This is a genomic window from Streptococcus sp. Marseille-Q5112, assembly GCF_916700555.1.
Taxonomy (GTDB): Bacteria; Bacillota; Bacilli; order Lactobacillales; family Streptococcaceae; genus Streptococcus; species Streptococcus symci.
The window spans coordinates 65,128-80,174 of sequence record NZ_CAKAKP010000007.1 but is presented as its reverse complement, the minus strand read 5'-3'; the positions used below and the strand labels follow the sequence as shown (position 1 = coordinate 80,174).

General features: G+C 41.4%; 2 protein-coding genes. Both read left to right on the top strand.

The features are described 5' to 3' along the window. Positions 1-4: 4 nt before the first annotated feature. On the top strand, positions 5-6,517 hold the full coding sequence (locus tag LG372_RS06370; RefSeq protein ID WP_225742392.1) for a SpGH101 family endo-alpha-N-acetylgalactosaminidase: 6,513 nt from the start codon (positions 5-7) through the stop codon (positions 6,515-6,517). Between the two features lie 142 nt (positions 6,518-6,659). Then, complete coding sequence (locus LG372_RS06365; protein WP_225742391.1) at positions 6,660-14,996, top strand: SIALI-17 repeat-containing surface protein; 8,337 nt, start codon at positions 6,660-6,662, stop codon at positions 14,994-14,996. Positions 14,997-15,047: the final 51 nt, after the last annotated feature.

Sequence of the window (15,047 nt, the reverse complement as noted above, 5' to 3'; positions counted from 1 at the left end):
GTTAATGGATAAACGATTTTTTGAAAAACAATGTACATACAGCATTCGTAAATTTGCACTAGGTGCTGCTTCAGTTATGATTGGGGCTAGTTTTTTTGCTACTGCTCCAGTTTTGGCTAACACACCAACAGTTGGCTCAACAGATAATTTGCCAAGTGAGCTGGCTGATTTGGATAAAAAAGCGAGCGATAATGGACGGGAGTTCGATAAAGAAGCTGCAGCAGCAAATCCAGGTTCTGCTGAAACAACGGATGGACCAAAAACTGAAGAAGAGTTACTAGCTCTTGAAAAGGAAAACAAAGAAACTACTGACAAGTTGCCGAAAGAATTAGAAGGTAAAGTTGAAAAAGCTACTGATAATGGTAAAGAGGTAAATAAAGATCAATTAGCCCAAGATACTGGTAGTCTAGTTCCTGAAGATGTTGCCAAAACAAAAAATGGAGAATTGAACTATGGCGCTACTGTTAAGATTAAGACTCCATCAGGAGAAGGTAGTGGTATTGTCATTGGTAAGGATCTTGTTTTGACTGTTTCTCACAACTTTATCAAGGATCAACAAGATGGAAATATCCGTAAAGTTGTGGATAATGATAAAGGGGATGGCGATATTTTTAGTATATCCTACCCTGGTTTAGATGATGTAAAATTTAGTAAAAAAGATGTGATTCACTGGGATAGAGATGGTTATCTAAAGGGCTATAAGAACGATTTGGCTCTTGTAAGATTGCGTACAGTTCTTGAAAATGCTCCTGTAGAAGTTACTGAAAAGCCAGTTGTTAAGAAAGTTGGGGATAAAGTCAATATGTTTGGCTATCCTGCTGGTAAGTTGGCACCAGTTATTAACAGTGCTGTGGATTTTGCTGAATCTTATGGTGAAGGTGTTCAAGGAGTTGGTTATCAAGGCGGACAACCAGGTGCTAGCGGTGGCGGTATCTTTGACACGGATGGTAAATTGATTGGCGTTCATCAAAATGGTGTGGTCGGTGTCCGTAGTGGAGGGATCCTTTTCTCTCCAGCTCAATTAAAATGGATTCAAGATCATATTAAGGGAATCTCTAGTTCAAAACCAGCGAATTTAGAGGAAACTGAAAAACCAGTTGAAGAAAAGCCAAAAGCAGATAAGCCGAAAGAAGAAAAACCAGCGACAGCTAAGTCAGAGACACCAAAGGAAGTCACTCTTGAATGGCAAACTGTAGCAAGAAAAGAACAGCAAGGGACTGTTGCTATTCGTGAAGAAAATGGTGTTCGTTACAATAAGTTATCTTCAACAGATCAAAATGACAATGCCAGCAAACCAGCCTTGTTTGAAAAACAAGGATTGACTGTGGATGCAAATGGTAATGCGAATGTAGATCTCACTTTCAAAGAAGAATCTGAAACAGGCAAATCACGTTTTGGTGTTTTCTTGAAATTTAAAGATACAAATAATAATGTCTTTGTTGGATATGACAAAGAAGGTTGGTTCTGGGAATATAAGACACCAGGTAATAGCACATGGTATCAGGGAGGCCGTGTTGCAGCTCCAGTAAATGGCTCAGTGAATCATCTGACTATTAGCTTAAAATCAGATGGTCAGCTGAATGCAACAAATAATGATGTAAAGCTTTTTGATACGGTTACTTTGCCAGCTGCTGTTAATGAAAATCTTAAAAATGAAAAGAAAATCCTACTTAAAGCTGGTACATATGGTACTGAAAAGACAGTTGTAAATATCAAGACTGACAATCAGGATGGAGTTCAAAATACTGAAGCTACCGCTGAAAAAGAAACTGGAGCGGTAGTAGATGACAGTAAAGTGACTTATGATACTATCCATTCTAAAGTCCTAAAAGCAGTGATTGACCAAGCCTTTCCACGTGTCAAGGAATACACGCTGAATGGTCATACTTTACCTGGACAGGTTCAACAACTTAAGAAAATCTTGGTAAATAATCACGATATTACCCCTGAAGTTACCTATAAGAAAATCAATGATACTACTGCAGAGTACTTGATGAAGCTTCGTGACGAGAAGAATTTTATCAATGCGGATATGACTGTTCGTTTGCAAGTAGTGGACAATCAACTTCATTTTGATGTGACTAAGATTGTAAACCATAACCAAGTTACACCAGGACAAAAGATTGATGATGAAAGAAAGCTACTCTCATCTATTAATTTCTTAGGAAATTCACTGGTTTCGGTTTCAAGCGACCAAACTGGGGCTAAGTTTGATGGGGCAACTATGTCAAATAACACGCATGTCAGTGGAGATGACCATATTGCCGTAACCAATCCAATGAAGGACTTGGCTAAGGGTTATATGTATGGATTTGTTTCTACGGATAAACTTGCTGCCGGTGTTTGGAGCAACTCTCAAAACAGCTATGGTGGTGGTTCGAATGACTGGACCCGTTTGACAGCATTCAAACAAACTGTTGGAAATACAAACTATGTAGGAATCCAAAGTTCTGAATGGCAATGGGAAAAAGCTTATAAGGGTATTGTCTTCCCAGAGTACACTAAAGAACTTCCAAGTGCCAAGGTTGTGATCACTGAAGATGCTAATGCGGATAAAAAAGTGGACTGGCAAGATGGTGCCATTGCTTATCGTAGTATCATGAACAACCCTCAAGGCTGGGAAAAAGTCAAGGATATCACTGCTTATCGTATCGCGATGAACTTTGGTTCACAAGCACAAAACCCATTCCTTATGACCTTGGATGGTATCAAGAAGATCAATCTCCACACAGATGGTCTTGGACAGGGTGTTCTCCTTAAAGGTTATGGTAGTGAAGGTCATGACTCAGGCCACTTGAACTATGCTGATATTGGTAAACGTATTGGTGGTGTCGAAGACTTCAAGGCTTTGATTGAGAAAGCGAAGAAATATGGAGCTCATCTAGGTATCCACGTTAACGCGTCTGAAACTTATCCTGAGTCTAAATACTTTAACGAAAATATTCTTCGTAAGAATCCAGATGGAAGCTACAGCTATGGTTGGAACTGGCTAGATCAAGGTATTAACATTGATGCTGCTTATGACTTGGCGCATGGTCGCTTAGCTCGTTGGGAAGAATTGAAAAACAAACTTGGTGAGGGTCTCGACTTTATCTACGTGGATGTTTGGGGCAATGGCCAGTCAGGTGATAATGGTGCCTGGGCTACCCACGTTCTTGCTAAAGAAATTAACAAACAAGGCTGGCGCTTTGCGATTGAGTGGGGCCATGGTGGTGAATACGATTCTACCTTCCAACACTGGGCAGCTGACTTGACCTATGGTGGTTATACTAATAAAGGTATCAACAGTGCCATCACGCGCTTTATCCGTAACCACCAAAAAGATTCTTGGGTTGGGGATTACAGAAGTTACGGTGGTGCAGCCAACTATCCACTTTTAGGTGGTTACAGCATGAAAGACTTTGAAGGTTGGCAAGGTCGTAGCGACTACAATGGCTATGTAACTAACTTGTTTGCCCATGATGTCATGACCAAGTACTTCCAACATTTCACTGTAAGTAAATGGGAAAATGGTACACCAGTCACCATGTCTGATAACGGTAGCACCTATAAATGGACTCCAGAAATGCGAGTGGAATTGGTAGATGCTGACAACAATAAGGTAGTTGTGACCCGTAAGTCAAACGATGTCAATAGTCCACAATACCGTGAACGTACAGTAACTCTCAACGGACGTGTCATCCAAGATGGTTCAGCTTACTTGACTCCTTGGAACTGGGATGCGAATGGTAAGAAACTTCCTACTGATAAGGAAAAAATGTACTACTTCAATACGCAAGCTGGTGCAACAACTTGGACGCTTCCTAGCGACTGGGCGAATAGTAAGGTTTACCTTTATAAACTAACTGACCAAGGTAAGACTGAAGAACAGGAAGTAGCTGTGAAAGATGGTAAGATTACCCTTGATCTTACTGCAAATCAACCATACGTTCTCTACCGTTCAAAACAAACCAATCCTGAAATGTCATGGAGCGAAGGCATGCACATCTATGACCAAGGATTTAACAGTGGAACTTTGAAACACTGGACTATTTCTGGTGATGCTTCTAAGGCAGAAATTGTCAAATCACAAGGCGCAAATGAAATGCTTCGTATCCAAGGCAATAAGAGCACAGTCAGCCTTACTCAGAAACTGACTGGCTTGAAACCAAATACTAAGTATGCCGTTTATGTCGGTGTTGATAATCGTAGTAATGCTAAGGCAAGTATCACAGTAAATACTGGTGAAAAAGAAGTGACTAGCTATACCAATAAGTCACTAGCTCTTAACTATGTCAAGGCCTATGCCCATAATACTCGTCGTGACAATGCTACAGTTGATGATACAAGTTACTTCCAAAACATGTATGCCTTCTTTACAACGGGTTCAGATGTATCAAATGTCACTCTTACTTTGAGTCGTGAAGCTGGTGATGAAGCAACTTACTTTGATGAAATTCGTACCTTTGAAAACAATTCAAGTATGTACGGAGATAATCATGATACAGGTAAAGGAACATTTAAACAAGACTTTGAAAATGTTGCTCAAGGGATTTTCCCATTTGTAATTGGTGGTATCGAAGGAGTTGAGGATAATCGCACTCACTTATCTGAAAAACATGATCCATATACACAACGTGATTGGAATGGTAAGAAAGTCGATGATGTTATCGAAGGAAATTGGTCATTGAAGACAAATGGACTAGTTAGCCGTCGTAACTTGGTTTACCAAACAATTCCTCAAAACTTCCGTTTTGAAGCTGGTAAGACTTATCGTGTAACCTTTGAATACGAAGCAGGATCTGACAATACCTATGCCTTTGTAGTCGGTAAGGGAGAATTCCAATCAGGACGTCGCGGTAATCAAGCAAGTAATTTGGAAATGCATGAACTACCAAATACTTGGACAGATTCTAAGAAAGCCAAGAAGGTAACCTTCCTCGTAACAGGTGCAGAAACAGGCGATACTTGGGTTGGTATCTACTCAACTGGTAACGCAAGCAATACTCGTGGAGATTCTGGTGGGAATGCGAACTTCCGTGGCTACAATGACTTCATCATGGATAAACTTCAAATCGAGGAAGTCACTCTAACTGGTAAGATGTTGACAGAAAATGCTCTGAAGAACTACTTACCAACGGTTGCCATGACCAACTATACTAAGGAATCTATGGATGCCTTGAAGGAAGCTGTCTTTAACCTCAGCCAAGCAGATGATGACATTAGTGTAGAAGAAGCGCGTGCCGAAATTGCTAAGATTGACGCTCTGAAGAATGCCTTGGTACAAAAGAAAACAGCCTTGGTAGCAGAAGACTTTGAAAGTCTAAATGCTCCAGCGCAAGCGGGAGAAGATTTAGCAAATGCCTTTGATGGTAACTTATCAAGTCTATGGCATACGTCTTGGAATGGTGGAGATGTTGGTAAACCTGCAACTATGGTCTTGAAAGAAGCGACAGAAATCACAGGCTTCCGTTATGTGCCACGCGGATCAGGATCAAATGGTAACTTGCGAGATGTGAAACTGGTTGTGACAGATGAGTCTGGTAAAGAACATACTTTCACTGAAACTGATTGGCCAGATAACAATAAACCAAAAGACATTGACTTTGGTAAGACAATCAAGGCTAAGAAAATCGTTTTGACAGGTACTAAGACTTATGGAGACGGTGGTGATAGATATCAAGCCGCTGCTGAGTTGATATTTAGTCGTCCACAGGTTGCAGAAACAACTCTTGATTTGTCAGGTTATGAAACAGCTTTATCAAAAGCTCAAAAATTAACCAGCAAAGAGAATCAAGAGGAAGTAGCAAGTGTAGTAGCTAGCATGAAATATGCTATGGATAACCATCTCTTGACTGAAAGAATGGTTGCCTACTTTGCAGAATATCTCAACCAACTACAAGATCAGACTGTGAAACCAGATGCTCCTACAAGTAGTAAAGGTAAAGAGGCAGCACCAATTCTTGAAGTGCCTGAGTATAAAGGTCCGCTTGGAACAGCAGGTGAAGAAGCAGCACCAATTCTTGATGTACCTGAGTATAAAGGACCACTTGGAACAGCAGGTGAAGAAGCAGTTGTTAATGAAGTTCCAGAATACAAAGGTGGAGCCAATGCGGTAGAAGCAGCTGTCAATGAAGTTCCAGAATACAAAGGTGGAGCGAATGCAGTAGAGGCCTTGGTTCATGAATTACCAGAATATAAAGGTGGCGCTAATGCAGTAGAAGCAGCTGTCAATGAAGTTCCAGAATACAAAGGTGGAGTCAATGCAGTAGAAGCTTTGGTAAACGAAAAGCCAGCCTACACAGGACTATTGGCTACAGCAGGCGATCAAGCAGCACCAACAATTGAAAAACCTGAGTATCAGATTAGTCAATTAGGTCAAGGTAAACTTGCAGAATCTAAAATTTCAGTTTCAACAGAAGATCAGAAGAGATTGCCAGAAACAGGAGAAAGCCAATCTGATACAGCTATCTTCCTAGCAGGCATCAGTCTTGCCTTATCTGCTGCTGTCCTTGCAACAAAACGTAAAGAAAATTAAAGAAGACTCGATTTTAGAGTTTATCGGAACTAGAATTCAGACAGAAATAACTTAGTTGGAGAGAACCTCTAGGTTCTCTCCATTTTCAAATGGGAAATGAGACCGCTTACTGTAATAAGTGGGAGAAAGGAATAGGAGAAAGATGGATAGACATTTTTTTGAAAGACGTTGTCACTATAGTATTCGAAAATTTGCAATTGGTGCAGCCTCTGTATTGATAGGTGCTAGTATCTTTGGTGCAAATGTAGTGCAAGCTGCAGAGACAGTTGGAACACCTGAGAAAGAAGGAACAATTACACAAGCTCAGCCACTAGATAAGTTGCCGGACGATTTAGCAGCTGTTTTAAAGAAAGCAGAATCAGAGGCAACGGCAGATGCAGGTCATGAAGAAAATCATGAAAATACTGCAGGAACAAGTCCTGCAGCAACTGAAGCAACAAGCCCAGCAACAACTCCAACAGCTCCCAAATCAGCTGAGACTCTGAAGCCGGTTGAAACACCAAAAGCAGATTCTAAACCTGTAGAACCAGCTACACCTACAATCAAACCAGTTGAAAAGCAAATTGAAGATAGAGAAGATCGTAACCACTTAGAAGGTGTTACTGTTCAAGTAAACGACTCAGAAACTGGTACTCCTTTTACTGCTGACAAGGCAGTAGATGGGGATCCTGATACTCGTTGGGCAACAAATCCAAATATTAACAAACCAACTTTCGAATTAACTCTTCCAAAAACTACACTTATTAGGCATGTAGAGATTGATTGGGATCGCCGTGTCCGCAAGGGACAAAATGATCCAAATATCAAATCTTGGAGCCTCTACTATGCAGGTCAAGATGATGTAAATGCTAGTGGAGAAAAACAATGGAAACTAGCTCATACCAAGACTGGAGAACCTGTTTTAGATGAGAAAGTTGACTTAGCCAATAGTATTCAAGCTAAATATCTCAAGTTAGAAATCAATGACTATCAAGCGGGCACAATGGGCTGGAGAAACGTTGGTATTCAAGAAATTCGAGCTTATTCGAATATTCCTGATACAAGTAAGGTAACGGATATCCGTCAGGTTACAGAATTGACTGTTGCTAAAGACGGACAGTCTCTTGTCTTGCCAACTCTACCAGGAAAAGTCAGTCTTATCGGTAGCAACAAACAAGGTGTGATTGACCTTCAAAATCATATCTATAAGCCTTTGACTGATCAACGCGTTAAAGTTATGGTAGAGCAAATTAAAGATTCACATACCTTTACTAAAGAATTTGAAGTAGTCATCAAGGGGCTACATCAGGACGAAGGTGTGGGTATCAAACCAAAAGTAGCACCAGCTGTTCAACAATGGTATGGAAAAGAAGGTCAATCTTCTATCACTTCAGATACAGTTCTTGCGACAGGAGATTCAGGCTTTGATCAGGCTGCAACCTTCTACCAGTCAGATCTTGCTAGTCGTGGATTGGAACTTGCGACAGGTGACAAACAGGCTCAAAAACGAATTGAATTTAAAAAAGTTGAAAACAAGGGTTATGGTAAGGAAGGTTATGCCATCACTATCCAAGATGGTGTCATTACCATCGAAGCTGCAACGAACACAGGAGCCTTCTATGCTACTCGTACTCTTCTTCAAATGGGGGAAAGCAATCTCCAAAATGGAGAAATTCGTGATTTCCCAAGTTTCAGCCACCGTGGCTTTATGCTAGATACAGGTCGTAAATTTATTCCTTATGACACCCTTGTAGACATCATGCTCAATATGGCTTACTACAAGATGAACGACTTGCAGTTGCATCTCAACGATAACTATATCTTCCTAAAGGAACACTTGGCAGGTAAGAATCTAACACAAGAAGAAGAGCTTAAGTATGTTCTAGAACATGCTAAGACAGGTTTCCGTGTAGAGACAGATATTGTCGGTAAGAATGGTCAAAAATTAACATCAGACGAGCACTATACTAAAGAAGAGATGCAAAATCTGATTAAACTTGCTAAGGCCTTGCATATCAATCTAGTACCTGAAATTGACACACCAGGTCATGCTCTGTCATTTGTCAAAGTTCGTCCTGACCTCATGTATCAAGGTAGTCTGAGCGATTACAGAGGTAAACATAACGTAGAGCGCGTAGCCATGCTCGATCTAGATAATAAATACGATGAAACGCTGGCTTTTGTCAAATCAGTTTATGACAAGCTCCTAGATGGACCAGATGCACCACTTCATGGGGTATCTACTGTTCATATCGGAACGGATGAATACTACGGAAGTAGAGAAAGCTATCGTCGTTATGTAAATGACCTTATTAAATACATTAAAGGGAAAGGCTATACACCTCGTATTTGGGGATCGCTCAGTGCGAAACGAGGTAAAACAGCGGTTGATTGGAAAGATGTAGAAGTTGATATCTGGAGTATTGGCTGGCAGCAACCAAAAGAAGCTATTGCTCAGGGAGCTAAGATTATCAACATAACAGATATTCCAACCTATAGTGTACCAAATGGTGATAATCGTCAAACAGCTTATGGTGACTATGCTAACTATGAAACACAATATAATAGGTGGACACCAAATGATTTCCGAACAGGTCATGGTCCACTTCTAGAAGCATCAAATCCAAATGTAATTGGTGGTGGCCACGCAGTTTGGAATGACAATATTGATCTTCATGAGACAGGTTTGACATCTTATGATATCTTTAAACGCTTCTTTAAGAGCATGCAAACAACTGCAGAACGCACTTGGGGATCTGACCGTGCGGCTGCGACCTTTGCAGAACGTACCCTACCAACGAGCCCTTATGCACCACAGTCAAATCCTGATAGAGCGATTGATCAAAGTGATTTGTTTACCATCAATCCTGAAACAGTGAAGAACTATGCAAGCAAGAAGGTGAAGACAAGCGAGCAAGGATTGGCTTTTGAGAAAGATAGCAGTATTGAAGGCCTGGCAGGTGATGTCGGTCCAAGTCATGTCTTGAAGTTTGATGTAACTGTCACTGGAGACGGTGAACAAACCTTCTCAACAAGTGGAGACAACCGTATCTATCTAGCTGATAAAGACGGCTATCTTGCTTATCAATTTGAACAGTTCCATATCCAGTTCAAGAAAAAACTTGAAAAGAATAAACGTTATCAAATCTCTATCGTGACCAAACCACAATCAACGGAATTCTATGTGGATGGTGAGAAGATTGAACGTATCGCAAATCCAGCTCACCCTCGCTTTGCTCACAATAGCTTGGTTCTACCGCTTGAAAGCATCGGTGGGTTCAAAGGGATTTTACATAGTGCAGAGTTGTCAGATAAAGCATTTGTAAATCCTCGTTTGATTCCAACAGATCATTTCACAGTTTCTGCAACTAGTCAAGAAACACCAGGAACCGCGACTGAAGGAGTTGTTGAAAAAGCTTTTGATAATGATCCAAATACCTTTTGGCATACTAAATGGACTGGTGATACTGCTCCGTACACTCTTTCTATGACCTTGAAAGAAGCAGAAAAAGTCAATGGTTTGACTTATCTTCCTCGTCCAGGTGGTGGAAATGGGGTCGTGACTCGCTACGAAATCTACGCACAAAAAGATGGCCAAATGGTCAAGGTTTCAGAAGGAAGCTGGGACAACAACGCTCAAGAAAAAACAGTTAACTTTGCAGCGGTTCATACCAACAAGATTGAGTTGAAAGTTCTATCAGGTGTTGGGGGCTTTGCAAGTGCAGCTGAAGTTCATCTATTGAAGCCTATCAAAGAGGGACAAGAAACACCAGAACCAGAACAACCATCTACACCTGAAACTCCAACAGTCGAGCAAACAGGTGATGGAACAGTTGAACTAGCGGATCAATTCACAGCAAGCAAACCAGCTAGCGAAGATAGTATTGCAGCTGCCAGCAAGAGCGCAGATTATCTCAAGAAAGAGTACAAGGTTTTCCCAACTCCACAAAAAGTGACTTATGGAGAAGGAGTCACAGCTCTTCGTAAGCAAGTCAATCTGGTAATGGGAGATCAACTCGATGTCTATACTCGTAATCGCTTGAAGAGTGTCTTACAGGACAATCAAGTATCCTACACTACTAGTCAATCAGCAGTTGCTGGCGCAACTAATATCTATCTTGGAGTACATGGACGAGGAACACAAGCAGAACAAAACTTATCTAACGTTTCAGCAGGTCTCTTTGACAAAATTGATGCTTATGCTCTGACCATCAAGGATAACTCGATTTCCATCGTCGGAAAAGACACAGATGCAGTCTTCTATGGTTTGACAACTTTGAAACATATGCTCAAGGAAAGTCAAGTTCCAGTTCTTCGCAATGTGACAGTGGAAGATTACGCTGAAATCAAGAACCGTGGTTTCATCGAAGGTTACTATGGAAATCCATGGTCTAATGCAGATCGTGCTGAACTCATGCGTTTTGGTGGCGATTTGAAATTGACCCAATACTTCTTCGCACCGAAAGATGATCCATACCACAACAAGAAATGGCGTGAACTTTACCCAGAAGAAAAACTAGCTGAAATTCGTGAACTTGCTCGCGTCGGAAATCAAAGTAAAACTCGCTATGTTTGGACCATTCATCCATTCATGAACAACCGTATCCGATTTGGTAATGAAGCGCATTACCAAGAAGACTTGGCAACCATCAAGGCTAAATTTACCCAGTTGATGAAAGTGGGTGTCCGTGAATTTGGTATTCTAGCCGATGATGCACCAAGCCCAGTTGGAGGCTACAATAGCTACAACCGCTTGATGCAGGATATGACCAACTGGTTGACAGAAATGCAAGGAACTTATAGCGGTCTTCGCAAAGAAATGATCTTTGTTCCAGGTCAGTATTGGGGTAATGGGCGTGAAGCAGAGTTGAAATCTCTAAATGAAAATCTCCCAAGTTCAACATCTATGACCTTGACGGGTGGTAAGATTTGGGGTGAAGTTTCTGAAGGTTTCTTATCAACTCTCAAGAACAATCTAACTGCAGGTGGTAAAACTTATCGTCCAGTATCACTTTGGGTGAACTGGCCAGTTACAGATAACTCTAAACAACACTTGATTCTAGGTGGTGGTGAGAAATTCCTTCATCCGAATGTAGATCCAAGCTTGCTATCCGGTATCATGTTGAACCCAATGCAACAGTCTGAACCATCTAAGATTGCCCTCTTCGCTGGAGCTCAGTATACATGGAAACAGTGGAAATCAGAAGAAGAAGCTAAGAAACTCAATGACATTGCCTTCAACTTTGTTGAAAATGGTCATTTTGAAGATAGCAAGGTGTCAGCAGCCTTCCGCGAACTCGGTAAGCATATGATCAACCAAAACATGGACGGTCGTGTTGTTAAACTAGAAGAATCGGTAGAATTGGCTCCAAAATTAACAGACTTCATGACTAAGCTCAAAGCGGGTCAAGATGTAACTGCAGAACGTGCAACTTTGCGTGCAGAATTTGCCAAGATTAAAGAAGCGGCTGAACTTTATAAAGCATCAGGTGATAAAAAAATGGTTGCACAGATCCACTATTGGTTGGATAATGCAATCGACCAAATGAATGCCCTTGATGCCTTCCTAACAGGAACAGAGGCTATGGCTACAAATGATGCAGCCAAACTTTGGGATAGCTACTATAAAGGTTTGAAATTGTATGAACAGTCTCAAACTCATACCTTCCATTATGTAGACCATCTTGAAAAGGCTGAATTGGGTGTTCAACATATCCGTCCATTTATCCTATCTTTGAAAGAAGTCCTAGCGTCTGAAGTTCAAAAAGTCTTGCATCCAGATCAAATCATCAACACCTTTATTACCAATCGAACAGGTGTAGAAGGTGGTTTGGCAGAAGTAACGGATGGTGACTTGGCAACTCATGCTTTGATTAAATCACCAAATAGTATCAAGACAGGTGATTATATCGGTATGAAATTTAACAAACCGGTAGATATCCAAACATTGACCTTTGCTATGGGAACTCAGGCAAATCCACGTGATACCTTTAGTAAGGCTGAAGTGCAGTATCAAGATGAAAAAGATAATTGGATAAGTTTGAAAGAACCAACTTATGTTGGTAATGAGTCACTTGTTCAGTTTGAAAATCTTAACATCAAAGCTAAAGCAGTACGTATGATTGCTACAGAAGATCGTGATGACACCTGGTTTGCAGTTCGCGAGATTGCAGTAAATCGTCCAGTAGAGAACGCTCGTAAACAACAAACTGCTACCATTAGCCTCAGCTCAAATCTAGTTTATAAATTGAGAACATCAGCAAGTCAAATTACTGATGGTAAAGATAATACAGAAGCTATGATGGCAAATGCTGACGGCAGCAATACGACTCCAGTAGATGCCTGGGCACAACTTGACCTAGGTGAAGTCAAGTCAGTCACTAAAGTTCGTCTTCGTCAAGGAACTGGTGATAAACTTGCCGCAGGTGTACTTGAGTACTCTACAGATGGATCTGCATGGCAAGAGTTAGATCGCCTATCAGGAGAACAAACTAAGGAAGTGTCTAGAGCTATCAATGCTCGATACATCCGAGTACGCAATACTAAGGCAAGTGACCTTTGGTGGCGTATTCAGGACTTCTCTGTTGAGACACGTTCTGGAAATAGCGACTTAACAGACACCAACGTGGATGCCTTGAAAGAAACGCCAATATTTGATAGCCTTGGTCGTTATGAACTTCAAATTCCAGCTGGAACTAAACTTCCTGCAAATAGCTATCTAGGAATGAAACTTGACCGTATCCATCAAGTCAAAAGCATCCAGCTCCAAGGTCAAACCAACTCAGCACTCAGTCTAGAGTATTCTGTAAATGCGCAAGAATGGACACCAGCTAGCCAGTTGACAGACAGATCTGTCGCAACCCACTTGGTACGTTATGTTCGTCTTGTGAATAAAACAGACCAAGAACAGGCTGTTCCATCAACTTCTCTCCTTGTAACGACTAAAGAAGTGCAACCAACCAAACTAGAATCTACAACTATGGGCATTCATCCAACATATGGAAGCAATGATGTTCGTAAGATTAATAACCTCGATCAATTGTTTGATGGTGTCTACAACAACTTCGTTGAGTTTTCAGACTATGCCCATAAAGATGGCCATGTAACCTTAAAACTTGGCAGCGAACGCACTATCAAGAAGATCAGAGCCTACATCCAAGACGGAACTCAAAACTATCTTCGTGATGGTAAAATCCAAGTCAGCCAAGACGGTAAAACTTGGACGGATGTTGTGACAGTAGGAGATGGTGTAGCCAATAGTCCACATGATGATTCATTGACAGATGGTTGGACACATGATTCTAAGATGCCAGGAAATCGTTACATCGAGGGTGAATTGACGACACCAGTCAAAGCAAACTATCTTCGTGTCCTCTATACAGCTGACTATGATGCTCGTTTTGTAGGATTTACAGAATTGGTGATCAATGATGGCGAATTTGTCAAACCAATCAATGATCCAACTGTAGAAGGAAACGGTGGCGAAAGCCGAGGTAACTTCTATACTAATCTCGTAGACGGAAAAGTCTTGACTAGCTACAAGGCGGAAAATGATAAGGGTGAATTGGTTTACCACTTGTCAGAACCAACCAATGCCAACCATCTACGCCTTGTTTCAAGCCTTCCTGAAGGAGCGAAAGCACGAGTTCAAGCAAGAACACTTAAGGATGGTCAAGAGAGCTGGGCAGATCTTGGTGCCATTACATCTAGTCTCCAAACCTTTGCTATCCGAAATGGTGGTTCTCTTCTAGATGTTAAACTGGTCTGGGAAGGTGGCAAGGCTGAGTTTTATGAATTGGCGAGCTTCTATCAAGAATTGACAGAAGAACCTGTTCAATCAAGCAAGGGTGAAGAACCAGCACCAGTGCTTGAGGTACCTGAATTTACAGGTGGTGTAAATGCAGTTGAAGCTTTGGTACATGAGCTACCAGCCTACACAGGTCCATTATCAACCGTAGGTGACCAAGTTGCACCGACAGTAGAGAAACCAGAGTTTCAGGGTGGTGTCAACTCAGTTATGGCTTTGAAACATGAACTACCAGAGTACACAGGCCCATTGTCAACCGTAGGTGACCAAGCCGCTCCAACAGTAGAGAAACCAGAGTTCAAGGGTGGAGTCAACTCCGTTATGGCCTTGAAACACGAACTACCAGCCTACACAGGGCCATTGTCAAGCGTGGGCGATCAAACTGCACCGACGGTAGAGAAACCAGAGTTTCAGGGTGGAGTCAACTCCGTTATGGCCTTGAAACATGAGCTACCAGCCTACACAGGTCCATTATCAACCGTAGGTGACCAACCAGCTCCGACAGTAGAAAAACCAGAATTTAAGCTAAGTTCGTTAGAAAAATCTCAGACTCCAGAAGCACCAGTTCAAGTTGCTAAGGAAGACAAGAGATTGCCAGAGACTGGTGAAAAACAGTCAGAAACAGCTATTTTCTTGGCAAGCGTTGGACTAGCCTTATCTGCTATCTTTGTAGCAAAAAGTAAAAAAGATTAGTTGTGTATGACAATTAAACTCTCTCTTAACAGTATTCTAAACCAGTAGAGT